The organism is Micromonospora orduensis (genome assembly GCF_006228125.1).
GTDB lineage: Bacteria > Actinomycetota > Actinomycetes > Mycobacteriales > Micromonosporaceae > Micromonospora > Micromonospora orduensis.
Genome location: NZ_VDFY01000120.1, coordinates 1 through 23964 on the forward strand (window position 1 = coordinate 1; position 23964 = coordinate 23964).

21 protein-coding genes are annotated in these 23964 nt (G+C 72.5%); 10 read left to right on the forward strand and 11 right to left on the reverse strand.

The annotated features are described in order from the left end of the window. Positions 1 to 14: 14 nt before the first annotated feature. The gene (gene pgm, locus FHG89_RS09230; RefSeq protein ID WP_139583953.1) at positions 15 to 1658 is read right to left on the reverse strand and encodes a phosphoglucomutase (alpha-D-glucose-1,6-bisphosphate-dependent); all 1644 of its coding nucleotides are present in this window, start codon (positions 1656 to 1658) and stop codon (positions 15 to 17) included. Positions 1659 to 1688: 30 nt separating this feature from the next. Then, complete coding sequence (gene glgC / locus FHG89_RS09235; RefSeq protein ID WP_139583954.1) at positions 1689 to 2921, reverse strand: glucose-1-phosphate adenylyltransferase; 1233 nt, start codon at positions 2919 to 2921, stop codon at positions 1689 to 1691. A gap of 72 nt (positions 2922 to 2993) precedes the next feature. Here glgC and glgA point away from each other — a divergent pair, with 72 nt between their 5' ends. After that, positions 2994 to 4199, forward strand: coding sequence for a glycogen synthase (gene glgA / locus FHG89_RS09240; protein WP_139583955.1), 1206 nt, complete (start codon positions 2994 to 2996; stop codon positions 4197 to 4199). Between the two features lie 93 nt (positions 4200 to 4292). Here the strand turns inward: glgA and FHG89_RS09245 are convergent, their stop codons facing one another. Beyond that, on the reverse strand, positions 4293 to 5237 hold the full coding sequence (locus FHG89_RS09245) for an inositol-3-phosphate synthase (RefSeq protein ID WP_139583956.1): 945 nt from the start codon (positions 5235 to 5237) through the stop codon (positions 4293 to 4295). Positions 5238 to 5345: 108 nt separating this feature from the next. Here FHG89_RS09245 and FHG89_RS09250 point away from each other — a divergent pair, with 108 nt between their 5' ends. After that, positions 5346 to 6596: an HNH endonuclease signature motif containing protein gene (locus FHG89_RS09250; protein ID WP_139583957.1), complete on the forward strand. Its 1251-nt coding sequence runs from the start codon at positions 5346 to 5348 to the stop codon at positions 6594 to 6596. 22 nt (positions 6597 to 6618) lie between these two features. Here FHG89_RS09250 and FHG89_RS09255 read toward each other — a convergent pair whose 3' ends face one another. Beyond that, on the reverse strand, positions 6619 to 7797 hold the full coding sequence (locus tag FHG89_RS09255; protein WP_139583958.1) for a helix-turn-helix domain-containing protein: 1179 nt from the start codon (positions 7795 to 7797) through the stop codon (positions 6619 to 6621). A 432-nt stretch (positions 7798 to 8229) separates the two neighbouring features. On the opposite strand from FHG89_RS09255, the gene FHG89_RS09260 reads away from it, so the two are divergent. Further along, positions 8230 to 8457 (forward strand): winged helix-turn-helix domain-containing protein, encoded by a 228-nt coding sequence (locus FHG89_RS09260; protein WP_139583959.1) that lies wholly within the window; start codon positions 8230 to 8232, stop codon positions 8455 to 8457. Positions 8458 to 8698: 241 nt separating this feature from the next. Here FHG89_RS09260 and FHG89_RS09265 read toward each other — a convergent pair whose 3' ends face one another. Both FHG89_RS09265 and FHG89_RS09270 read right to left on the reverse strand, forming a co-directional pair. Next, positions 8699 to 9154, reverse strand: coding sequence for a type II toxin-antitoxin system VapC family toxin (locus FHG89_RS09265; protein ID WP_139583960.1), 456 nt, complete (start codon positions 9152 to 9154; stop codon positions 8699 to 8701). After that, a complete protein-coding gene (locus FHG89_RS09270; RefSeq protein WP_244295292.1) occupies positions 9144 to 9401 on the reverse strand; it encodes an AbrB/MazE/SpoVT family DNA-binding domain-containing protein in 258 nt (85 codons plus the stop codon). The genes FHG89_RS09265 and FHG89_RS09270 overlap by 11 nt, the downstream gene beginning before the upstream one ends. A gap of 116 nt (positions 9402 to 9517) precedes the next feature. Here FHG89_RS09270 and FHG89_RS09275 point away from each other — a divergent pair, with 116 nt between their 5' ends. After that, positions 9518 to 11638, forward strand: coding sequence for an alpha-1,4-glucan--maltose-1-phosphate maltosyltransferase (locus FHG89_RS09275; RefSeq protein ID WP_244295294.1), 2121 nt, complete (start codon positions 9518 to 9520; stop codon positions 11636 to 11638). Then, a complete protein-coding gene (gene glgB, locus FHG89_RS09280; RefSeq protein ID WP_139583961.1) occupies positions 11626 to 13728 on the forward strand; it encodes a 1,4-alpha-glucan branching protein GlgB in 2103 nt (700 codons plus the stop codon). Before FHG89_RS09275 ends, glgB begins: the two co-directional genes overlap by 13 nt. A gap of 47 nt (positions 13729 to 13775) precedes the next feature. On the opposite strand, the gene FHG89_RS09285 is transcribed toward glgB, so the two are convergent. After that, entirely contained in the window at positions 13776 to 14816 is a 1041-nt protein-coding gene (locus tag FHG89_RS09285; RefSeq protein WP_139583962.1) for an App1 family protein, read from the reverse strand. Between the two features lie 124 nt (positions 14817 to 14940). Between FHG89_RS09285 and FHG89_RS09290 the strand changes: the two genes are divergently transcribed. The 4 genes from FHG89_RS09290 to FHG89_RS09305 all read left to right on the forward strand — a co-directional run bounded on the left by FHG89_RS09290 (position 14941) and on the right by FHG89_RS09305 (position 19212). Beyond that, on the forward strand, positions 14941 to 16560 hold the full coding sequence (locus FHG89_RS09290) for a hypothetical protein (protein ID WP_139583963.1): 1620 nt from the start codon (positions 14941 to 14943) through the stop codon (positions 16558 to 16560). Between the two features lie 53 nt (positions 16561 to 16613). Next, a complete protein-coding gene (gene yaaA, locus FHG89_RS09295) occupies positions 16614 to 17411 on the forward strand; it encodes a peroxide stress protein YaaA (protein WP_139583964.1) in 798 nt (265 codons plus the stop codon). 106 nt (positions 17412 to 17517) lie between these two features. Continuing rightward, complete coding sequence (locus tag FHG89_RS09300) at positions 17518 to 18177, forward strand: hypothetical protein (RefSeq protein ID WP_139583965.1); 660 nt, start codon at positions 17518 to 17520, stop codon at positions 18175 to 18177. 63 nt (positions 18178 to 18240) lie between these two features. Then, a complete protein-coding gene (locus FHG89_RS09305) occupies positions 18241 to 19212 on the forward strand; it encodes a TAXI family TRAP transporter solute-binding subunit (RefSeq protein WP_139583966.1) in 972 nt (323 codons plus the stop codon). Between the two features lie 6 nt (positions 19213 to 19218). Here the strand turns inward: FHG89_RS09305 and FHG89_RS09310 are convergent, their stop codons facing one another. From FHG89_RS09310 to FHG89_RS09320, 3 genes are all read right to left on the reverse strand, one after another. Then, positions 19219 to 20646 (reverse strand): sensor histidine kinase, encoded by a 1428-nt coding sequence (locus tag FHG89_RS09310; protein WP_139583967.1) that lies wholly within the window; start codon positions 20644 to 20646, stop codon positions 19219 to 19221. Positions 20647 to 20655: 9 nt separating this feature from the next. After that, complete coding sequence (locus tag FHG89_RS09315; protein WP_139583968.1) at positions 20656 to 21312, reverse strand: response regulator transcription factor; 657 nt, start codon at positions 21310 to 21312, stop codon at positions 20656 to 20658. An 87-nt stretch (positions 21313 to 21399) separates the two neighbouring features. Then, positions 21400 to 21711 carry a hypothetical protein gene (locus FHG89_RS09320; RefSeq protein ID WP_139583969.1) on the reverse strand — a complete coding sequence of 104 codons (312 nt, stop codon included), beginning with the start codon at positions 21709 to 21711 and terminating at the stop codon, positions 21400 to 21402. Between the two features lie 101 nt (positions 21712 to 21812). Here FHG89_RS09320 and FHG89_RS09325 point away from each other — a divergent pair, with 101 nt between their 5' ends. Then, the gene (locus tag FHG89_RS09325; RefSeq protein ID WP_139583970.1) at positions 21813 to 22151 is read left to right on the forward strand and encodes a DUF952 domain-containing protein; all 339 of its coding nucleotides are present in this window, start codon (positions 21813 to 21815) and stop codon (positions 22149 to 22151) included. Positions 22152 to 22200: 49 nt separating this feature from the next. Here the strand turns inward: FHG89_RS09325 and FHG89_RS09330 are convergent, their stop codons facing one another. Beyond that, entirely contained in the window at positions 22201 to 23958 is a 1758-nt protein-coding gene (locus FHG89_RS09330) for a CDP-glycerol glycerophosphotransferase family protein (RefSeq protein ID WP_139583971.1), read from the reverse strand. Positions 23959 to 23964 lie beyond the last annotated feature (6 nt).

Here is a 23964-nt window from a genome sequence, read left to right on the forward strand (position 1 = left end):
GCCGGGGGGTGGGGTCAGGACTGGGCCAGGGCCTTGTCCACCAGGCTCTTCGCCTCCTGCTGGATCTGCTTGAGGTGGTCGGGGCCCCGGAAGGACTCGGCGTAGATCTTGTAGACGTCCTCCGTGCCGGAGGGCCGTGCGGCGAACCAGCCGGACTCGGTGCTGACCTTCAGACCGCCGATCGGGGCGCCGTTGCCGGGCGCGGTGGTCAGCGTCGCGGTGATCGGCTCGCCGGCCAGTTCGGTGGCGTCGACCTGCTCCGGGGAGAGCTTGCCGAGCACGGCCTTCTGCTCCCGGGTGGCCGGGGCGTCGATCCGGGCGTACGCGGGCGCGCCGAACCGCTCGGCCAGCTCCGCCCAGTGCTCGCTCGGGCTGCGCCCGGTGGTGGCCAGGATCTCCGAGGCGAGCAGGCAGAGCAGGATGCCGTCCTTGTCGGTGGTCCAGGTGGAGCCGTCGCGGCGCAGGAACGACGCCCCGGCGCTCTCCTCACCGCCGAAGCCGACCGCGCCGTCGAGCAGGCCGGGCACGAACCACTTGAAGCCGACCGGCACCTCCAGCAGCGGCCGGCCGAGGTCGGCGGCCACCCGGTCGATCATCGAGGAGGAGACGAGGGTCTTGCCCACCGCGGCGGCCGGACCCCAGTTGGCGCGGGTCCGGAACAGGTGCCCGATCGCCACCGCCAGGAAGTGGTTGGGATTCATCAGGCCGGCGTCCGGCGTGACGATGCCGTGCCGGTCCGCGTCGGCGTCGTTGCCCGTGGAGATCTGGTAGTCGGCCCGCGCGGCGATCAGCGACGCCATCGCGTTCGGCGACGAGCAGTCCATCCGGATCTTGCCGTCGCCGTCCAGCGTCATGAACCGCCAGGTCGGGTCGACAGTCGGGTTGACCACCGTCAGGTCCAGGCGGTGCCGTTCGGCGATCTCGCCCCAGTACGCCACGCTCGCCCCGCCCAGCGGGTCCGCGCCGATCCGGATCCCGGCGTCGCGGATGGCGTCGATGTCGATCGCCGCCGGCAGGTCGTCGACGTAGTGGGCGAGGAAGTCGTACTCCCCTGTGGTGTCGGCGGCGCGGGCCCGCGCGTACGTGATCCGGCGGACCTCCTTGAGCCCGGCGGCGAGGATCGCGTTGGCCCGGTCCTGGATCCACCGGGTCACGTCGGTGTCGGCCGGCCCGCCGTTTGTCGGGTTGTACTTGAAGCCGCCGTCGTCCGGCGGGTTGTGCGACGGGGTGATGACGATGCCGTCGGCGAGCCCGCTGGTGCGCCCCCGGTTGTGGGTGAGGATCGCGTGCGACAGCGCCGGGGTCGGCGTGTAGCCGTCGCGGCTGTCGACCAGCACGGTGACCCCGTTGGCGGCGAGGACCTCCAGGGCGTCCACGGCGGCCGGCGCGGAGAGCGCGTGGGTGTCCCGGGCGAGGAACAGCGGCCCGTCGAGGCCCTGCTCCCGTCGGTAGTCGCAGAGCGCCTGGGTGACCGCCAGGATGTGGTCGGAGTTGAACGCGTTGCGCAGGCTGGAACCCCGGTGGCCGGAGGTGCCGAAGGAGACCTGCTGCGCCGGGTCCGCTGGGTCCGGATGGTCGGCGTAGTAGGCGGTCACCAGGCACGGCACGTCGACCAGGTCGGCGGGCTCGGCGGGCTGGCCGGCACGGGGATGGGTCACGGGGGTTCTACCTTCCTGCTGGTGCGACGGTCACGGCTCGACCCGCTGGCCCTTGCCGATGACGACGATGCCGTTGTCGGAGACGGTGTAGCGCTGCCGGTCCTTCTCCAGGTCGACGCCGATCTCGGCGCCCTCCGGGACGAACACGTTCTTGTCCAGGATGGCCCGCCGGACCACCGCGTGTCGGCCGATCTCCACACCCTCCATGAGCACCGAGCCCTCGACGTGCGCCCAGGAGTGCACCCGCACCTTCGGCGAGACGATCGAGTTCTCCACGAGTGAGCCGGAGATCACCACCCCGGGAGAGACCATCGAGCCGACCGCGCGGCCGACCCGCTCACCCCACTGGTGGACGAACTTCGCCGGCGGCCACGGCGGCTGCTCGGTGTAGATCGGCCACTCGAAGTTGTAGAGGTTGAACACGGGGTGCACGTTGATCAGATCCATGTGCGCGTCGTAGAACGAGTCGAGCGTCCCCACGTCGCGCCAGTAGCCGCGGTCACGGTCGGTGCTGCCCGGCACCTCGTTGTCGCGGAAGTCGTAGACGTTCGCCTCGCCGCGCTCCACGAGCATCGGGATGATGCTGCCACCCATGTCGTGCTTGCTGGTCTTGTCCTCCGCGTCGCGTTCGACCGCCTCGCACAGCGCGCGGGTGGTGAAGACGTAGTTGCCCATCGAGGCGTAGATCTCGTCCGGCGCGTCGGGCAGGCCGACCGCGTCGGTGGGCTTCTCGCGGAACGCCCGGATCTTCCGGCCGTCCTCGCCGACCTCGATGACACCGAACTGGTCGGCCATCGACAGCGGCTGGCGGATGCCGGCGACGGTCACCGCCGCGCCGGAGGCGATGTGGTCCTCCACCATCTGCCGGGGGTCCATCCGGTAGATGTGGTCGGCGCCGAAGACGATCACGTAGTCGGGCTGCTCGTCGTTGATCAGGTTGAAGCTCTGGTAGATGGCGTCGGCCGAGCCGGCGAACCACCAAGGGCCACGACGTTGCTGCGCGGGCACCGGGGTGACGTAGTTGCCGAGCAGCGTGGACATCCGCCAGGTCTTGGTGATGTGTCGGTCGAGGGAGTGGGACTTGTACTGGGTCAGCACGACGATCTTGAGATAGCCGGCGTTGGCCAGGTTGGAGAGGACGAAGTCGACCATGCGGTACATCCCGCCGAACGGGACGGCCGGCTTGGCCCGGTCCGTGGTGAGTGGCATCAGGCGCTTGCCCTCCCCACCCGCCAGGACGATCGCGAGCACCTTGGCAGCCATGCCCCGACGCTATCCACCCTCGTCGGACTTCACCACTCGTACGGGCACGTTTCTGCACTAGGGTGCGGGGTCATGACGGAACCCACCCCGCTGCGCGTCGACCTGCTCACCCGCGAGTACCCGCCGGAGGTCTACGGCGGCGCGGGCGTGCACGTCGAGTACCTGGCCCGGGAGTTGCGCCACCTCACCGACGTACGCGTGCACTGCTTCGGCCTGCCGCGCACCGAGCCGGGCGTCACGGCGTACGCCGATCCGCCCGGCCTGACCGGCGCGAACGCCGCGCTGCGCACGATGGGCGTGGATCTGGAGATGGCCGCCGGGACGGCGGGCGCCGACGTGGTGCACAGCCACACCTGGTACGCGAACCTGGCCGGGCACACCGCGAAACTGCTGCACGGCGTGCCGCACGTGATGACCGCGCACAGCCTGGAGCCGCTGCGGCCGTGGAAGGCCGAGCAGCTCGGCGGCGGCTACGCGCTCTCGTCCTGGATCGAGCGCACCGCGATGGAGGCCGCCGACGCGGTGATCGCGGTCAGCGCGGGGATGCGCGCCGACGTCCTGACCGCGTACCCGCGGATCGACCCGGACCGGGTCCGGGTGGTCTACAACGGCATCGACACCGTCCAGTACGCACCGGACCCCGGCACCGACGTGCTCGACCGGCTCGGCATCGACCCGGCCCGCCCGAGCGTCGTCTACGTGGGAAGGATCACTCGGCAGAAGGGCCTGCCGTATCTGCTGCGCGCCGCCCGGGAACTGCCGGCGGACACGCAGCTGGTGCTGCTCGCCGGCGCGCCGGACACGGCCGAGATCGCCGCCGAGGTCGAGGAGCTGGTGGCCGAGCTGCGGGCCAACCGTTCCGGCGTGGTCTGGGTGGCCGAGATGCTGCCCAAGCCCGAGGTGATCCAGGTGCTCACCCACGCCACCGTCTTCGCCTGCCCGTCCATCTACGAGCCGATGGGCATCGTGAACCTGGAGGCGATGGCGTGCGAGACGGCCGTGGTGGCGACCGCCACCGGCGGCATCCCCGAGGTCGTGGCCGACGGCGAGACGGGCCTGCTGGTGCCGATCGAGCAGGTCACCGACGGGTCCGGGACGCCGTTGGAGCCGGAGAAGTTCGTTGCCGACCTGGCGGCGGCGATCAATACGCTGCTCGCCGACCCGGCGCGCACCGCCCGGTTCGGTCGGGCCGGCCGGCGGCGCGCCGTGGAGCACTTCTCCTGGGACGCCGTCGCCCGGCAGACCCTTGACGTGTACCGCTCGGTCGGCGCGGCCTGAGGAAGACCGACGACATGCGGTACGACGAACTCGAAGCGGTGATCCTCCAGTTGGTCGTCGCGGCTGGTGAGGACGAGCTGGGCGCCTTCGGCCTCAGATCGCCGTTCCCGGCGGCGACTTGAGCAATGGCGTCGCCTCGGCGCAATGACCGCCACGCCCGTCGCGGAGCGCGCTGGCGGCGATGCGGATGAGGTCGATGTTGACCCCCGCGGCGCCACTCGGATCATGCACCTTCAGCTTCACGTCGAGGCTCACCGCTGTCTCACCCCAACCCTGCGCCTCGAGGTTGAGGTGGGCGACCTTCTGCGACGCGAGATGCGGCAGGTACCCGAGCGGGGCCATCTCAACGCTGTCAGCGCCCGACAGGGCGTTGAGCTTGGACTGCTTCTTGGTGTCGGGGTTGTCGACCAGGTTGCGGAAGTCCTCGGTGCCGCCGAGGTTGACCTGGTAGGAGCTGACCAGGGTGAGGCCCCGCTCCTGAAGCAACCGCAGCAGCGCGTTGTGCAGCACCGAGGTGCCGAACTGGCTGGCGAGGTCGTCGCCGAGCAGCGGCAGACCGGCCGCCTCGAACCTCTCCATCCAACGGGGATCGCGGGCGACCGGGTCGGAGGTGGTGTTGATGAAGGCGACACCCGCCGTGTGAGCTGCCTCCGCGTACGCCTGGGCGGTCTCCATCCGGCCACTGGGCGCCGAGTAGAGCAGCACTTCCGCGCCCGCCAGCGCCGCCGCCACCCGCGGCACCTCGGTCGCGTCGACGAGGCCCTTCGTGACGGGAACACCCGCTCTGGGCAGGTCGCAGTTCAGCCGAGGGAAGTTGTTGGGCGGCAGGAAGATCGCCTCGGTCACGTCCCGGCCGATCTTCTCCTTGGACGTGGCGAAGGCCGCGACGACGTCGATATCCCCCACCCCGAGCCCGTCGATCGTCGGCCGGCGGATCCCGACCAGACTGCCGCTCTCGCGGTGAAGAGCGATCCCCTGCAGCAACGCGGACGTGTTGTTGCCGACGCCGACAACCGCGACCTTCACCCGTTCGATCATGGCCGGAGGCTACGCCACCTCCGCGCGTTTCGACGGGGTGGTGATCCGCTCCGACGGGACCACCACGGCGTCCCGGAAAGTGTCGTACAGGTGTTCTAGTCTCCGACTGTGATCGATGCGTTGGAGCAGGCCGAGGCCGCCGTGGCGGCCTGCTTCGACACGGCCGCCTGGGCTGCCAACGAGCGCCATCTCGTGGCGGCGCTGGACGCGACGCACCGCCTTGAGCAACGCCTGGCCGCGGTCAAGTTGACCCTCGTGCGCCAGCTGGACGGTCGAGGCACCGCGACCGCACAAGGCGCATCCTCGACGGCCGTGTGGCTGCGGGACCGGTTACGCCTCGGCGTCGGTGCCGCCCGGCGGCTGGTCGAGCTGGCGGCGACCCTCGACACCCTCCCGCCCGGGGTGCGCGACGCGTTGACCGGCGGGTCGGTCGACGTGCAACAGGTCCGGGTCATCGCCGAGACGGTCGAGACCGTTCACGCCACGGCCGGCGCGGAGGCTGCCGACAAGGCCATCGGCGTCCTCGTCGAGTGGGCGAAGCAGTTCGACGCCGCCCTGTTGCGCAAGCTCGGCACCCGCATCCTCGACCACGTCGCCCCGGAGGTCGCCGACGCCGCCGCCGAGGCGGCGCTGCGGGCGCAGGAGTCACGGGCCGCCCGCGACCGGCACGTCACCGTGAGCGAGCAGCCCGACGGTCGGCTGCGCCTCACCGGCATTCTCGATGTCGAGGCCGCGGCCCTGCTGCGCGCCGCCATCGACCCGCTGAGCGCGCCCGGCGGCCCCGACGACACCCGCACGGCCGGGCAACGCCGCCACGACGCCGTCGCCGACGTGTGCCGGCTCGCCCTGCGCACCGATGAGCTACCAGAGCACGGCGGCGACCTCGCCCAACTCGTCATCACCACCGGCTACGACGAGCTGACCCGGCAGTTGGGCATCGGCACCCTCGACGCCGGCCTACACCTCACACCCCAGGCCGTACGCCGCCTCGCCTGCGACGCCGCCATCATCCCCGCCGTCCTCGGCAGCACCGGCCAACCACTCGACGTCGGCCGACAACGCCGCCTCATCACCGGCCCACTCCGACGCGCACTCGTGCTCCGTGACCGCGGCTGCGCCTTCCCCGGCTGCGACCGCCCACCCCGCTGGTGCGACGGCCACCACATCCGGCACTGGGCCGACGGCGGCGACACCAGCCTCGACAACGCGGTGCTGCTCTGCGGCCACCACCACCGACACGTTCACCGCGGTGACTGGGTCGTCCGGCTCGGCGGCGACGGCCACCCCGAGTTCGTGCCACCCGCCTGGCTCGACCCCGAACAACTCCCCCGCCGCAACCACTACCACCGACGCAACTAACCAACAGCTCACCGTCAGCGCGTCAGGCGACGCCGAGCGTGGCGGCGAGCTGGGCCAGGCCGGTGGGCGCATCGGCGGACCGCCACACGACGGCGACCAGCTTCCGCACCGCCGGCCGGTCGTGCACCTCACCGTGCGCGGTGCGTTCCGCGTCGAGCAGCGCTCGGCCGGCCCGGAGCATGTCGCCACCCCGGATGTACGCGCGCGCCGCATCGAGCAGGTACGCGGCCCGGTGCTCGGGTGACAGCCACCGCCACCCGTCGGTGGCGAGCAGCCGCTCATGCCAAACCGTCGCCACCGCGACATCTCCGAGCGCCGCCTCGACGACCACCCGGGCTGCCTCCACCGCCGCCGACCCGAAGTCAGTACACCCAGCGGAGCCACCACCGCGGTCGACGGTGCGGGCCAGCTCTGCGGCCCGGTCGAGGGACTGATGGGCGTTGCGCGCTCCTCCCCCGCGCGCGGCGGCGAGGGCGGCCTGGATCAACAACGTCCCGCGCAGCGATGCGGCATCCGGGGAATTGGCACTGGACGTCTCGATCCCGTGCGCGGCACGGAGTGCGATGTCCGCGGCCGAGCGCCGACGCCCCCGGGACCGCAGGGCCTGACTCAACGGCACGGTGGCGACACCGGAGAGCCGGGAATCGTTGGTGGCGACGGCGACGGCGATCCCACGGTCGGCCACCAGCCACGCCAGCTCTCCCTGGTCGACCTTCACCAGCGCCAGGGCGATGAGCGCGTACACCGACACCAGCAGTGTGTCGCCCTCCCCGCCGGCGCGGGCGGCCTGCGCCGCACGCGCGGCGTCGAGCAGGCTGGGTAGCAGGGCGAGGAGCGCCGGGTACCGGGCATGCCGGTAGCTCTGGTCGGCGTGGTCCAGACGGGCTCGCAGCTCCTTGGCGGGGGGCGTCCGGGTCGAGCCCGGCAGGTGGTACCGGGCCAACGCCGCCCGGACCCCGTCCATCCCGGCCGCGACGGGCTGCGGCCGGGATGAGCGGGTGGCCAGCAGGACCTCCACGTCGATGCGGAGCGTCTCGGCGATCTCCCGGAGGTTGGACACCCGCTCCAACCGGCGTACCCCACGCTCGACCTTGTCCACCCAACTCTTCGACTTGCCGAGACGGTCGGCGAACTGCTGCTGCGTCATGTTGCGCCGCACCCGCCACTGGGCGACCCGGCGACCCACCGGCAGCTCGTTCACCGCGGGCCCGTCGCGCTCACCGCACGATCCCCACCACGAACAACAGGAGTACGACCACCGCGATCACGAGTCCGTAGGTGTACTGCCGCCGGGTGACCGGCACCCGCGCTGACCGCGGCGGACAGGGCACCCGATCTCCGTCCGGCTGCGGAGGCCGCGCACCGGGAACGGGATGCGCGGGCGGCAGCGGCCCATCCGACAAACGCTCGTCCAACTGTGCCTCCTCAGGGTCGACGAAAGGGGCGGGTCGATGCGGGTCAGGGGCGGGACGGCACGGGGGAACCACCCCGCCCCTGGCTGGAGGCACTCCGCTGCTGACGAGAGAACCTTCAACGGCCAACTTAGAGTGCAGTGAGTACAGAGTCAACACAGGATGCACAGAGTGTCATGTTCGGTGGCATGCTCAGAGGGCTGACGAGAGGTGGCCCTGCCATGCCCAGACAACCCGTGTACGAGCAGGTCATCGATGACGTGATCCGCTCGATCCAGTCCGGCACGCTACAGCCGGGAGACAAGCTGCCGTCGATCGCGGAACTCTGCGAGCAGTACCGGGCCAGCGCGACACCGATCAGACTGGCACTGCGGATCTTGGATGAGCGGGGCTGGATCGAGGTGCACCAAGGCAAGGGCTCGTTCGTGGCACCCAACCCGCCCGCCTGAGCCTGGGGACATACCCCGACTTCGTTGATCGTTGTCAGGTGAGCAGTTCGACACGCCGAGCGCGGTGCTGCTGAGGTGCCACGGATCGTCGCCGCTCGCCTGAAACCGCAGGCTCCTCGTGAAGATCCGCGCAACTTCGGGGAAACTGCTGCGTCGGCGCGCGTTGAGGCAGCAGTTTCCCCGAAAGTGCGCGGATCTTCGCCCGCGCCGGGACAGCCCGCGCCGGGACGGGACGCGGCGGTCAGTCGGCCGGCGTGATCAGCGTCAGGGTTGGGAAGTACGTGCGGTAGCGCGCCCCATCCCGGGTCAGTAGGTGGTGTCGGCAGACGGCCGCGTGCGCGCCGATGTAGAAATCGGCTACCGGGGACCGCTTCGTGCCACCCAGTTTGCGGTACCGCGCGTAGGCCTTGCCGGCGAGGAAGCCGGCCAGGTAGGGCAACTCCTCGCGCAGGAAGTCCCCTGCCGGCAATGCCTCGTCCAACTCCTCGATGCGGGCGAAACGGACCGACACCTCGGCGTACACGATGGGGTTGATCACCAGGTTGCCCGCGTCGCGGGCCTCGGCGAGGGCGGCGCCGGACCACTCCGCCCACTTGGCGTCGTCGGTCAGGATGTCCAGCAGCAGATTGGTGTCGACCAGGGTCGTCACCGCGTCGGATGCACGCGACGGCACCGCGCGGAGCCGTTCAATCGCCACGCAGCAACTCCATCAACTCTTCGGTGGACATGTGCTCGGTCTCCTTGGCGCTGCCCCGACCGCGCATGTGGCGGACGAGGCGCTGCCCCCGGGTGTCGGAGCCGTGTACGCGCACGATGCGCAGGGCCCCGCCCTCCTCCACCACGTCGACCTCGTCGCCCTCGTGCAGGTTGTAACGGGCTCGCAGCGCGGCCGGGATGGTCACCTGGCCCTTGCTGTTCAACCGCATGCTCTGTACCTCCGTCACGTAATACCAACGATACGTGACACGTGTCGTTACGCGGCGCGTCAGATGGACCGCGCAGGGGACTGAGCGGGGTGCTTGGCCGCGCGCGAACGGATCTCGCGCAGTAGGTTGGCGGGGTGACTGGACGGTTCCCGATCGAAGACGTCTCCCCCGTCGTCTCGTGCGGGCGGTACCCGGCCAAGGCGGTGGTCGACGAACCGGTTCCGGTGTCGGCGCGCGCCTACCGGGAGGGGCACGACGCGCTGGGCTGCAACGTGGTGTGGGCCGGCCCGGACGGCGTGCAGCGGCCGTTCACCCGGATGCGCCCCGGCGAGCCCGGCCAGGACCGTTGGCACGCCACCATCGCGCCGGACGCGGTCGGCGAGTGGACCTTCGCCGTCGAGGCGTTCCAGGATCCGTACCTGACCTGGCAGAACGCGGTGACCAAGAAGATCGCCGCCGGGCAGGGTCCGGAGGACCTGGCCAACGACCTGGCCGAGGGCACGCGGGTGCTCGCCGCCGCCCGGGACCTCGTTCCGGCGGGCGAGCGGCGTCGGGTCGCCGACGCCCTCACCGCGCTCGCGGACACCGACCTGACCCTGCCGCAGCGCGTCGGTCCGGCGTTGGCCCTGGCCGACCTGCTCTGGGAGCACCCGGTGCGGGAGCTGGTGACAGTCGGTGACACGTACTCGATCTGGGTTGACCGCAAGCGGGCGCTCTTCTCCGCCTGGTACGAGTTCTTCCCGCGCTCCGAAGGAGCGGCGGGCGGGCGCTCCGGCACCTTCGCCACCGCCACCGAGCGGCTGCCGGGTGTGGCGGCGATGGGCTTCGACGTGCTCTACCTGCCACCGATCCACCCGATCGGCCGGGTCAACCGCAAGGGCCGCAACAACGCGCTCACCGCCGGGCCGGACGACGTGGGCTCGCCGTGGGCGATCGGCGCCGCCGAGGGCGGCCACGACACGATCCACCCCGACCTGGGTACGCCGGCGGACTTCCGCGCCTTCATCCAGGCGGCCGCGGCCCAGGGCCTGGAAGTGGCGATGGACCTGGCGTTGCAGTGCGCGCCGGACCATCCGTGGGTCACCGAGCACCCGGAGTGGTTCACCACCCGGGCCGACGGCAGCATCGCGTACGCGGAGAACCCGCCGAAGAAGTACCAGGACATCTACCCGGTCAACTTCGACAACGACCCCGAGGGCATCCGGGCCGAGGTGCTGCGGGTGGTGCTGCACTGGGTGGGCGAGGGCATCCGGATCTTCCGGGTGGACAACCCGCACACCAAGCCGTTCGACTTCTGGCACTGGCTGATCGCCGAGGTCAAGAAAGTCGACCCGGACGTGCTGTTCCTCGCCGAGGCGTTCACCCGGCCGGCCATCATGCACGGGCTCGGCAAGATCGGCTTCACGCAGTCGTACACCTATTTCACCTGGCGCACGACGGCCGCGCAGATGCGGGAGTACTGCGAGGAGCTGGTCGAGTCGGCCGACCACATGCGGCCGAACTTCTGGCCGAACACCCCGGACATCCTGCACTCCTCGTTGCAGCACGGCGGCCCGCCCATGTTCAAGATCCGGGCGGTGCTGGCCGCGCTACTCTCCCCCTCCTGGGGCCTGTACGCGGGCTACGAGCTGTTCGAGCACGTGGCCCGGCCCGGCGCCGAGGAGTACCTGGACAACGAGAAGTACGAGCTGCGCCCCCGGGACTGGGCCGGCGCCGAGGCGCAGGGCCGCTCGCTGGCGCCGTTCCTGGCCACCCTCAACCGGGTACGCCGGGACAACCCGGCCCTGCACCAGCTGCGCAACCTGCGCTTCCACGAGATCGACAACCCGGCGCTGCTGTGTTGGTCGAAACACGACCCGGACACCGGCAACACCGTCATCGTGATCTGCTCGTTCGACTCGCGCGAGGTGCAGTGGGGCAACACCACGCTGGACATGCCGGCGCTGGGCTTCGACTGGCACGAACGCTTCACCGTGTACGACGAGCTGACCGGCACCAGCTACGACTGGGGTCAGCGCAACGCGGTGCGGCTCGACCCGTACCTGCAACCGGCGCACGTGCTGACCGTGCGCCGGCCGACCCCGCCCGCCGCGCCGCAGCCAGCGGGCGCCGAGCCGGCGGACCTCACCGTCGCCGAGGTGCCGGACGACCTCTCGGGCGGCACCGCCCCGACCGGGCCCGCACCGGCAGCCTCCCGCCCGTCCGCCTCCGCACCGACCGACGCCGCCCCGAAGGACGACCGATGGACCAGCTGATCACCGGCGTGACGCACGACCCGCACGCGCTGCTCGGCGCGCACCCCGCCGACGGGTGGACGACGATCCGCACGATGCGCCGGGGCGCGGGCGACGTGCTGCTGCTCGTCGGCGACGAGCGGCACCCGATGAAGCGGGTACACGACGTGGGCGTCTTCGAGACCCACATCGAGGGCACCGTGCTCGACTACCGGGTGGAGGTCGACGGCACCGCGCACGACGACCCGTACCGCTACCCGCCCACGCTTGGCGAGCTGGACCTGCACCTGATCGGCGAGGGCCGGCACGAGCGACTGTGGGACGCGCTCGGCGCCCGGGTCTTCGACGAGGGCGTGGCGTTCAGCGTGTGGGCGCCGAGCGCGCGCGGGGTGCGGGTGGTCGGGGACTTCACCGGCTGGGGGCCGGACGACGGCTGGCCGATGCGCTCGCTCGGCTCCAGCGGCGTGTGGGAGCTGTTCGTGCCCAACGCCCGCGTCGGCGCCCGCTACAAGTACCGGGTGCTCGGCGCCGACGGGCAGTGGCGGGACAAGGCCGACCCCATGGCCGCGTACGCGGAGGTGCCACCGGCCACCGCGTCGGTGGTGCACCACTCGACGTACCGGTGGAACGACGAGGACTGGCTGGCTCGGCGGGCCGGGCGGCAGCCGCACCAGGAACCGATGAGCGTCTACGAGGTACACCTCGGCTCGTGGCGGCCCGGCCTGGGCTACCGCGAGCTGGCCGACCAGCTCACCGCGTACGTCACCGAGCTGGGCTTCACGCACGTGGAGTTCCTGCCCGTCATGGAGCACCCGTTCGGCGGTTCCTGGGGCTACCAGGTGACCGGCTACTACGCGCCGACGTCCCGGTTCGGCGACCCGGACGACTTCCGCTACCTGGTGGACCGGCTGCACGCCGCCGGCATCGGGGTGATCCTCGACTGGGTGCCCGCGCACTTCCCCAAGGACGAGTGGGCCCTCGCCCGCTTCGACGGCACCCCGCTCTACGAGCACGCCGACCCGCGGCGCGGCGAACACCCCGACTGGGGTACGTACGTGTTCGACTTCGGCCGCAGCGAGGTGCGCAACTTCCTGGTCGCCAACGCGCTCTACTGGTGCGACCAGTTCCACGTCGACGGGCTGCGGGTCGACGCGGTCGCCTCGATGCTCTACCTGGACTATTCCCGTGAGCACGGGCAGTGGGCTCCCAACAGGTACGGCGGCCGGGAGAACCTGGAGGCCATCGCGTTCCTGCAGGAGGTCAACGCGACCGTCTACAAGCACCACGCCGGGGTCGTGATGATCGCCGAGGAGTCCACCGCCTGGCCGGGCGTCACCCGCCCCACCGCCGACGGCGGGCTGGGCTTCGGCTTCAAGTGGAACATGGGCTGGATGCACGACACCCTGCTCTACACCTCGAAGGACCCGATCTACCGCCAGCACCACCACCATCAGCTCACCTTCTCCCTGGCGTACGCCTGGAGCGAGAACTACGTGCTGCCGATCAGCCACGACGAGGTCGTGCACGGCAAGGGCTCCCTGGCCGGCAAGATGCCCGGCGACACCTGGCAACGGCTGGCGAACGTACGGGCGCTGCTCGCGTACATGTGGGCGCACCCGGGCAAGCAGTTGCTGTTCATGGGCTCCGAACTGGCCGACGACCGGGAGTGGAGTGAGGAGCGCGGCCTCGACTGGTACCTGCTGCACGACCCGGCCCGCGCCGGCGTGCAGCGGCTCGTCGGTGACCTGAACCGGGTCTACCGGGACACCCCGGCGCTCTGGGCACAGGACACCGAGCCCGCCGGGTTCCGCTGGATCGCCGGTGACGACGTCGCCAACAACACCGTGTCGTTCGTCCGGATCGCCCCGGACGGCTCGACCCTGGTCTGCGTGGCGAACTTCTCCGCCCAGCCGCTGCACGACTACCGGATCGGCCTGCCGGCCGGCGGGACGTGGGCCGAGGTGCTCAACACCGACGCCCACCACTACGGCGGATCCGGGGTCGGCAACCTGGGCGAGGTACGCGCCGAGGACGTCCCGTGGCACGGGATGGTCGCGTCGGCGGCCCTCCAGGTCCCGCCGCTGGGCGCCGTCTGGCTCCGCCAGGGCTGATCACGCCGCGACGCCGCGGCCGCGACGCGGAGTGATGTCGGTCGCGCTCAGACCAGGTCGGCGTCGCGCAGCAGTTGCCACAGGCCGGCGCCGTCCGGGGCGGACAGCCACTTCTGCCCCGCCGGCCCCGACGACGCCCGGCCGGCCGGGGCGGGCAGGCTACCGGCCAGCACCGACTGTGTCGGGGAGAGCCGGCGGATGGCCACACCGGCGACGTTCTCCGGGTGGGCGGCGGCGAACTCCCGGTAGATCTCCTGGTCGTGCTGGCCGTCGTCGCCGACCAGCAGCCACCGCACGTGGGGGAACTCCTTGGCGAGCCGGGCCAGGGTGACCCGCTTGTGCTCCCGGCCGCTGCGGAACCAGCGGTCGGCGGTCGGCCCCCAGTCGGTGAGCAGCAGCGGCCCGGCCGGGTAGAGGTGCCGGGACAGGAACCGGGTAAGCGTCGGCGCGACGTTCCACGCGCCGGTGGAGAGGTAGAAGACCGGCGAGCCGGGGTGCGCGGTGACCAGCCGCTCGTACAGCACGGCCATGCCGGGCACGGCGGCGCGGGCGTGCTCGTCGAGCACGAACGTGTTCCACGCGGCGAGCAGCGGCCGGGGCAGCGCGGTCACCATCACCGTGTCGTCGATGTCGGAGAGGATGCCGAACGTGACGTTCGGGTCGAGGATGCGTACCGGCGCGTCGACCGGATCGGCGTCCGGGACGCTGAGCCGGACGGTGCCCCACCCGGGCGGCAGGTCGGCCTCGACGAGCGTGTCGACGAAGCCGCTGCGGTCGGCACGCGCCTCGTGCCGTACCCCGCCGGCCTCGATCGTCACCGTGACGTGCTTCGCGGGCAGGGTGGTGAAGCTGCGCCAGCCGCGGACCTTGTCCAGACGGCCCCGCTGGCGGGTGTCCGGTCGGCCCAGCAGCACCCTGCACATCACCCGCACCCAGCCCGGGGAGCCGTAGCCGGTGTACGCGATGATGTTGACCCGCCAGCCGGTGCGGCGCAGACGGCGCTCCACGAGCTGGTGAACGGCGTCCTCGATCCGCGCTGCCCGGTGCAGGTTGGGAACGGCCAGCTGGCCGGCGGGAGTGGGTGGCACGCGCCAACCCTGCCACACGACGACACCCACGGCCACGTGAGCGGACCCCGACTGCGCGGAAGCTCCCCGGCCCGCGCGCCGGCCGTGAAACACTCCGGTCGGGACGACGACGGGGGCGTTGGTCGTGTCGCATCCAGAACAGCACCGTGGGCGGTGGCGCCCACGACCCGACCGGCCGGCGCTCGTGGCGCTGCTGCTCGGGCTGGCCGGCGTCGTCTACCGGCTGGTCCTGACGCTGTACACGGTGCCGGTGTCGAACAGCGACGAGGCCACCTTCGGCCTGGCCGCGCTGCACATCGGGCAGGGCCGGGAACGGCCGGTCTTCCTGTACGGCCAGCACTACATGGGGATGCTGGAGTCCTACCTGGCGGCGCCGCTGGTGGCGGTGGCCGGGCCGAGCTGGCCGGTGCTGCGGCTGCCGATGCTCGCGCTGTACGCGGTGTTCCTGTATCTGATCCACCGGTTGACCCGCCGGATCTGCACGCCCTGGTTCGCCACAGTCGTCGTCGGCCTGCTCGCGCTCGGGGGCGAGCGGGTGGTGCGCGACCAGCTCACCGTGGTCGGGGGGCGGCCGGAGGTGAAGCCCGCGGTGCTGCTGATGCTGCTGATCACGGTGGGGCTGGCGGCCGGCACCGTGCGCCGTCGGCGGCTCGCCGTGGCGCTGTTCGGGCTGCTGGTCGGGTTGGCCGCCTGGTCGGACTGGCTGATCCTGCCGTACCTGGCGGTGGCCGGGCTGGCCCTGGTGTGGGCGCTGCGGCGGGAACTCCTCGGCTGGTCCGGCCTGCTGCTGGTGGCCGGCGTCGTGGTCGGGATCGCGCCGATGATCGTCGACAACCTGCGTGCCGGCCCGGGTGAGGACTCGCTGTCGGTGTTCCGGGAGGTCAGCACCAAGGCGGGGCCGCAACCGCCGTGGTCCGAACGGATCTCCGGTGGCCTGCTGCAGGGGATACCGCTGGCGCACGGGCTCTGCCCGGTGGACGGCTGCGGGCGCTGGCAGCAGTGGTTCGGTCTGCTCTACCCGCTGCTGCTGGTGGCCGGCGCGGTGCTCGCCGTGCTCGCGTACCGCCGGGCCGCCGGGGAGCCGCGCGGGGACCGGGTCGGGCCGGTCGTGCAGCTTGCGCTGGTCGCGGGCGCCGCGTTGACCCTGCTGTCGTACGTGCGCAGCCCGCTCGCCGCGACGAGCCCGCTGGACAACGCCCGCTACCTGTCGGTGCTGCAACTGTCGCTGCCGGCGGTGCTCTGGCCGCTGTGGGTGCTGGCCCTGACCTGGTGGCGGGGCACGACCAGTGTGCTCGGTCGGCTCGCCGGAGCGCTGGCCACCGCCGTGCTGGTCGCGCTGACCGTGACCATGTTGGTGATCACCGTGCTGTTCGCGTCGACAGGCACCGCCGCGTCGCGGACCGAGGAGCGCGCCGTCCGGGAGCTGGCCGCCGCGCTGCGCGCCGACGGCCCGCACGAGGTGTACGGGGACTACTGGACCTGCAACCGGCTGATCTTCAACACCGACGAGACGGTGATCTGCGGCGTGCTCGACGGCGACCTGTCCCCCGGGCAGAACCGCTACCTGGCGTACTGGCGGCAGGTGGGCCGCGCCGAGCGACCGGGCTACGTGGTGGAGGTCGACTCGCCGATGGACCGGCGGCTGCGCCGGCTGCTCGCCGGCCGGGACGACGCCACACCGGTACGGGAGGTCGGCGGCTATCGCGTGTACCACCCCGACACACCGGTGCGGCCCTGGCGGTAGCGGCGGGTCGTACGCTGGCCGGGCCGCCGCCGTCGCACCCGTCGAGGAGTCCCATGCTCATCCTGCTGCCGCCCTCGGAGGGGAAGGCCGACGCCGGCACCGGACGGCGGTTCAGCCCCGACCGGGTCTCGCTGCCGGAGCTGAACCCCGCCCGGGAACGGGTGCTCGACGCGCTGGTGGCGCTCTGCGCCGGGCCGGACGAGGAGGCGGCACGGGTCGCGCTCGGGCTCAGCGAGGGCCAGCGCGACGAGCTGCGCCGCAACGCCCGGCTGCGCGCGGCGGCCACCGCGCCGGCCGAGCGGCTCTACACCGGGGTGCTCTACGAGGCGCTGGGGCTGGCCTCGTTGCCGGCCCCGGCACAGCGGGCGGCACGCCGGTCGATCCTGATCACCTCGGGGCTGTGGGGGGCGGTACGCCTGGCCGACCGGATCCCGCCGTACCGCTGCCCGATCGGCGCACGCCTGCCCGGCGTCGGGGCGCTGTCCGCGTACTGGCGCGGGGAGCTGGCGGCGGCGCTGGACGGCGCGGCCGGTCGCGGCCCGGTGCTGGACCTGCGCTCCGGCGCGTACGCGGCCACCTGGACGCCGCGCGGGGAGCTGGCCGAGCGAACGGTGACCGTGCGGGTGCTGCACGAGCGTGAGGTCGACGGGGTGCCGGTCCGCTCGGTGGTGAGCCACTTCAACAAGGCCACCAAGGGACGGCTGGTACGCGACCTGCTGCTCGCCGGCGCCCGCCCGCGCACCGCCGCGCACCTCGTCGGCACACTGCGCGAGCTGAAGCACACAGTCGAGGAGCAGGCACCCGCGCCCGGCCGGGTACGACAGGTGGATCTGGTCGTCACCGACCTGTGACGGCGGGCACCCGCAAGATTTGCTCAAGGCTGGGCGCGAGGCATTCCGCAACGGCGTCGCAGGGGCCACGGTAGGGGAACCCAGACTCCGGCAAGGGAGCCTTTCGTTGACCTCGGAACCTGCCCTGCTCGATGCACTCCGCGCCCCCGCGACGCCGCCCCCACTGGACTGGCTGACCCTGGGCGACGCGTTCGAGGCCGCCTGCCTGCTGCGCTGCACGCCGCCGCCGACGGGCGCGCGGCGCGGAACCGACCCGGTGCCCGGGGTGGAGTTCAACCGGGAGGACGCCGCGCAGCGGATGCGCCAGCTACTCAGCCGGCTGGACATCCCGGTGACCCACGAGGCCGCCATCGGTGGTCTGCGCCGCCGCTACGAGCTGCACCGGCTCTGGGTGCCGCGCGAGCACCACGGCGCGTACACCCGGTTGTTGGACGCCGGCTGGCGGCAGGGGCGTCGGGAGCTGCTGGGCGGGCCACTGCCCGGCGCGTCGCCGGCCCGGCGGCGGTGGGTGTCCCGCCTGGCGGCGGCGGCCTGGCGGTCGGCGCTGCTGGCCGGGGGACGGCATGTGCGCCGGCACATCCTCGGCGTCCGGATCACCGACCGGGAGCTGGCCGCGGTGCTGATCCGCGCCGCCGCCGTGCTCGACGTGCCGGCCCGGCTCCGCCCGGGTACCGGCTGTTTCCTGGTCAGCGTCGCCGACGGCCCCGATCGGGCGCGGATCCTGCGCAGCGCGGCCCTGGAGCCGGCACACCGTCCGGCCTGCTGAGCCGACGCCGCTGACGCGCCGGCCGCTTGAACGGGCTTGCGCCCACGCGGCCGACGGCGCACAGTGCAGCGCGTGAGGCGTACCTCGTCCAGTCGGCCCGGCCACCGCCGCGCGGGCCCGGCGGCCCTGTTGACGCTGCTGCTGGCCGTGACCCTGGCCGCCGCCGGCTGCCGGGACACCGCGAACGAGCCGCTGCGGATCCGGATCGCCACCGGCAGCCCCACAGCCGTCTACTACGCCTTCGGTCAGTCCCTGGCGACCATCCTCAACCGGGAAATGCCCGACGTGCGGGCGAACGTGGTGGTCACCGCCGCCTCGGCGGAGAACGTCCGACTGGTCGGCTCCGGCGCCGCCGAGCTGGGCTTCACCCAGGCCGACGTGCTGCCCAGAGCCTCGGCGAAGGACTCGCCGGTCGACGCCATCGCCCGGGTGTACGACGACCAGCTGCACCTGGTCACCACGGGTGGCGGGCCGGTGCGTACCGTCGCCGACCTGCGGGGCCGGCGGGTCTCCGTCGGCGCGCCCGGATCGGGCACCGAGATCACCGCGACCCGGCTGCTGGAGGTGGCGCGGCTCGGCGGCGACCAGGTGCGCCGCGAGCGGCTCGGACTGGACGACTCGGTGGCCGCCCTGCGCGCCGGGCGGATCGACGCGTTCTTCTTCTCCGGCGGGCTGCCGGTACGCGGCATCGAGGAGCTGGCCTGGCGCAGCGCCACCCGGATCGTCGACCTAAGCGCGCTGACCGAGCCGCTGCGCTCCCGCTACGGGCCGGCCTACGTCTCCCGGGACATCCCCCGCTCGGTGTACGGCATGGACCCGGTGACCACGGTGGCCGACCCGAACTACCTGATCGTGCGGGCCAACCTGCCGGAGCGGGTGGTCCGGGAGGTGACCCGGCTGTTGATGGAGCGCCGGGCCGAGCTGGGCGCGGCCCATCCGGCGGCCGGACGGATGAGCCCCCGCTCGGCGATCGTCACCGCCCCGCTGTCGCTGCACCCCGGGGCCGCCCAGTGGTACCGCGCGGCCAAACCCTGAGCACCGCTACGGGACGGGGCACGCGTCGCCGGCGGGTTCGGTGTCCGCGTCCTGCCGGTCGGCGTCGGCCGCGGGCGCCGGGAACCACAGACCGGCGACCAGCCCCCGCGGCTCCCCCGCGCGCATCGTGAGCCGCCCGTCGGAGGCGTCCACGAGCACGGCGACGATGGTCAGGCCGAGCCCGGCGCCGTCGACGTTCTGCGCGTCCGGCGCCCGCCAGAACCGCTCGGTGGCCTGGCCGAGCTGACTCTCGGTCATGCCCGGCCCGGAGTCGCGCACCTCCAGGGCCACCCCGTGGTCGCGGCGGGCCACGCTCACCGTCACCGTTCCGCCGGCTCCGCTGAACTTCACCGCGTTGTCGATCAGCGCGTCGAGCGCCTGGTCGACGGCGGTCGGCACGGTGCGGGCGTACGCCGGGGCGTCGCCGGGGGCCAGCCGCAGCGTGACCGACCGGTGCCGCGCCAGCGGCGTCCACGCGGCCACCCGCAACGCCGCCACCGCCGCCGCGTCGACGGTGACCCGCTCGTTCTCCTCGCGTTCGGCACGGGCCAGGGTGAGCAACGCGTCGAGCACCAGCGCCAGCCGGTCGGTCTCCTCCAGCGCCGACCGATGCTCGGAGCGGCCGTCCGCGTCGGTGAGGCTGGGGCCCAGCTCCTCCACCCGCAGCCGCAGCGCCGTCAGCGGGTTGCGCAGCTGGTGACTGGCGTGCGCCACGAAGGCGCGCTGCCGGTCCATCACGTCGGAGACCACGTCGGCCATGTGGTTGAAGCTGGCCGCGAGCCGGCGCAGCTCCGGCGGGCCGAGGCGATACTGCACCCGGGCGCCCCGGTCGCCCTCGGCGATCTCGTGGGTGACCGCGTCCAGCTCGGTGACCGGGCGCAGCACCCACCCGGCCAGCCCGAACGCGGTGAGCACGCAGGCCAGCACGGCGAGCAGACCCGCCAGCGCGAGCAACAGCCACCAGGCGGCGACGGCCCGACGGATCGGGCCGGCCGGGGTCACGATCACCACCGCGCCGAGGACCTCGCCACCGTCGCTCACCGGCACGGCCACCACCACCGGGTCGGTCGTCCACGGCCACACCGACTGGGGAGCGCTGGCCTGCTGCCCGGACAGCGCGACGTCCAGGGCCGTGGTGGTCGCGGTCGGCTGCCACCGCGGCGAGGCGACCACGATCCCCCGGTCCCGGTCGACGACGGCCGCGCCGATCGCGTACAACTCGTCGTAGCTGCGCAGCTCCGACTCGATCGGGTCCGGGCCGCCGCCGCGCAACGTCGGCCCGGCCAGCGAGGCGAACCGGGTGGCGTCGGCCAGCCGGTCGGCGCGGACCCGTTCGGTCTCACTGCCGGCCAGGGTGGCGGCCAGCGGGGTCTCCAGGGCGATGAGGACGAGCACCATCAGCAGCAGATAGCTGATCACCAGTCGGCGACGCACGGCGGCTCCTCAGACCTCGCGCAGCCGGTAGCCGACCCCGCGTACGGTCTCCACCAGGCGGGCGTCCCCCAGCTTGCCGCGCAGCGACCCCACGTGCACCTCGACGGTGTGCCGGTCGGCCCAGGTGGTGCCCCAGGCGTCGAGCAGGATGCGGTCGCGGGGCACCGCCACCCCGGGCTGGCGGGCCAGCGACAGCAGCACGTCGAACTCCTTGCGGGTCAACGTGACCAGCCGGCCGTCGACCGTCACCGTCCGGGCGGTCACGTCGATGCGCACCGGGCCGGCCTCGATCAGGTGCCGCTCCGGCGCGGCGTTCGCGGCCCGGCGCAGCACCGCCTCGATCCGGGCCTGCAACTCCACCATCGAGAATGGTTTGACCACGTAGTCGTCGGCGCCGAGGCGCAGCCCGAGCACCCGGTCGCGCTCCTCACCCCGCGCGGTCACCGCGATGATGCCGAGCTGACTGCTGCGTCGGCGCAACGCCCGGCACAGGTCGGTGCCGTCCCCGTCGGGCAGGGTCAGGTCGAGCAGGACCAGGTCGCACGGGGCGGCGGAGAGCGCCGCGGCGACGGTGGCCGCGTGCTCGACCTCGTATCCGCGCCGGCCGAGGGCCGAGGAGAGCGCAGCGGCCACCCGGCGGTCGTCCTCCACCAGCAGGATCCGCACCCGTGCCCCCGTCCCTCGCAGCGCCGTCCTGCGAATGGTGGCAGAAGCGGACGGCGAGCGGGAGGCCCGCCCACCGGGGGCGGACGCTCAGAGGCCGAAGACGTCGTCGGCGACGCTGTCCCGGACGCCGTCGGTGAAGCCCCGGAAGCCCGGGTCGTCGTGGCGGGCCGGCACGCTTGTGACGTTCACGCCGCTGGCCTGGGTGACCGCGTCGACCAGGGGCGGAAAGTCGATCTCGGCGTCGTCGAAGGCGTCGTCGTCCGCCTCGGCCAGATTGATCACCTGCTGCACGTCGTCGGACGGGGTGTCCGGATCCGCGGCCCACTCGCCGCCGGCCCGGTAGCACTCGTCGTACAGCGCCCGCTGACTGTCGGTCCAGTCGTCGTCGTAGCTCTCCATCGCCATCCCCTCCGCGGCCGTTCCACCTGAGCATGCCGGGCCACGCCCGGCGTCGGCGGCGGTACGGCCGAAACGCGTACCCGCCGACGTAGGCTGCGGAGGTGATCTACAAGCTGCTGCCGACGGTCGAGTGGGACGACGCCCGGGCGGCCGGGCACCTGGCCGGCTCGGCGGTGGATCGGCAGGACGGTTTCATCCACCTCTCCGCCGCCGAGCAGGTGGTGGAGACGGCCCGCCGGCACTTCGCCGGCGCCACCGGGTTGACCCTGCTCAGCGTGCGGGAGGACCGGCTGGGTGACGCGCTGCGGTGGGAACCGTCGCGCGGCGGGCAGCTCTTTCCACACCTGTACGGTCCACTGCCGGTCACCGCCGTGGTGGACGCGCGGGCGGTGCCGGTGGACGTTCCGGTCGCCGACGCGGTGGCCGCGCTCCTGAGCTGACGCGACCGCGCCCGGTCCGACGGCGTCGGGCCGGGCGCGGATCGTCAGGTCAGCGGCAGAGGCGGGCGATCTCCTCCTGGAACCGGTCCATCGGGTTCTCCTCGGCGGGGCCGAGCAGATAGGTCTTCAACTCCCGGCGGGCCTCGGTCATCGGGTCGTCACCGGCCCGGGTCACCGACACGATCTTCTCCAGCTCACCGCAGTCTTTCGAGAGCAGGTACGCGGCCCGCGCGGTCGGGAACTCCCTGCGGAACTCGTCCTCCGGCAGGCCGGCCGGGTTGGCCACCACGTACGGACGCTGGCTCTGCACGAAGTCGGAGACCACACTGGACACGTCACTGACCAGCAGGTCGGTCTGGTTGAAGCAGTCGAACAGCGCCGGCGTGCGGCCGGTGATGACCAGGTGCGCGGTGCCGTCCAGAGAGGACGCGTTCGGGTTGCCGCCGGCGGCGCGGATCGCGCTGACGATCCGCTCGTGCACGCTACGGGCCGCCGTCGACCGCGACCCGGTGAGCGGGTGCGGCTTGTAGATCAGCCGCACCCGGGGGTTCGTGGTCAGCAGCCCCTTGACGATCCGCTCACCCATCAACACAAGCGAGGTGTGGTACGGGTCGTCGTCGAGCCAGCCCTCCCAGGTGGGCGCGTACAGCACGGTGAACGGCCGGTCCACCGACTCGGCGCCGAACGTGTGCACACCGGCGAGCTGCGGACGGCCGATCTCGACGATGTCCGAGTCGAGCACGCCCACACCGGCGCGGGCGTACCGCTCCCGGCCGGCCAGTCCGGCGACCCAGACCTCGTCGTACACCTTGCTGTAGGGGTTGACGCTGGCCTGCTTGTCGCTGTCACCGTGCCCGACGAAGACGTGCTTCGTGCTGGGCTCGCGCAGCATGTGGATGTTCGCGCCGACGTTCGCGGCGTAGAGCGCCGCGCGGATGCTGCCGAGTTCGAGGTTCATGAAGTCCACCCCGGCCGGTACGCAGATCACCGGCAGCCGGGTGTCGGCCAGCTCCAGGAACGCGTCCCGGCTGCGCATCAGCACCACCGCGCGCTGCTGAAGCGCCTCGGTCGGGGCGAGCCACATGTTCGCCTGGTAGACGTCCTTCGCCGGGCCGGCGAAGTAGAGCGCCACCTCGGGCCGGTAGGTGTCCAGCCACCGCTGCACGGCGGGCAGCAGCGGACCCTGCCCCGAGCCCCGGCCGCGCAGCCAGGTCAGCGCGATGATCGCGCCCACCAGGCCGGTCGCCGCCACGGCCACCACGGCGGAGACGAGGAACGGGGTCACGTCGTGCTGCACCGCGGCGGCCACCGCCGCCGGCACCAGCAGCAGGTTGAGCAGGGGCATCCGCTCACCGGCGACGGCCGCGGCCCAGGCCGGCGGCTGGGGGGCCAAGCGCAGCGGACCCAGCTCGATGTTGCGCACCATCGCGGAGAGCGGGTTACGACGCTCGATCATGGTGGACAGGGCGCCGGCGAAGACCGACACGACCCACACGACTGCCGGCAGGGCGAGCAGCAGCGTCAGCTCACCGCCGTTGAGCGGCACCTCGGCGGCGACCAGCAGCACGGCGGCGAGATCCCGGGTCAACTGCCGGTACGAGAAGTGCAGGCCGACCTTCTCCAGCAGCAGCTGCGACGGTGGCGACCAGCGGGCCACGGCGAACTCGCCGACCACCGCGACCAGCCCGGCGACGGCGAACAGTCCGATCCAACCGAAGGTGCCGGCGACGAGCATGACCAGGTAGGACAGCACCAGCAGCGCGCTGCGGGCGGCGACGCCGAGGCGTCCCGATAACGTGCCGAACAAAGGTAC

Bases quoted from the DNA above. Each gene is read 5' to 3' on its own strand.
- FHG89_RS09260 (WP_139583959.1), top strand. From the start codon at position 8,230: ATGCCCAGACAACCCGTGTACGAGCAGGTCATCGATGACGTGATCCGC.
- glgA (WP_139583955.1), top strand. From the start codon at position 2,994: ATGACGGAACCCACCCCGCTGCGCGTCGACCTGCTCACCCGCGAGTAC.
- glgB (WP_139583961.1), top strand. From the start codon at position 11,626: ATGGACCAGCTGATCACCGGCGTGACGCACGACCCGCACGCGCTGCTC.
- FHG89_RS09320 (WP_139583969.1), bottom strand. From the start codon at position 21,711: ATGGAGAGCTACGACGACGACTGGACCGACAGTCAGCGGGCGCTGTAC.
- glgC (WP_139583954.1), bottom strand. From the start codon at position 2,921: ATGGCTGCCAAGGTGCTCGCGATCGTCCTGGCGGGTGGGGAGGGCAAG.
- FHG89_RS09245 (WP_139583956.1), bottom strand. From the start codon at position 5,237: ATGATCGAACGGGTGAAGGTCGCGGTTGTCGGCGTCGGCAACAACACG.
- yaaA (WP_139583964.1), top strand. From the start codon at position 16,614: ATGCTCATCCTGCTGCCGCCCTCGGAGGGGAAGGCCGACGCCGGCACC.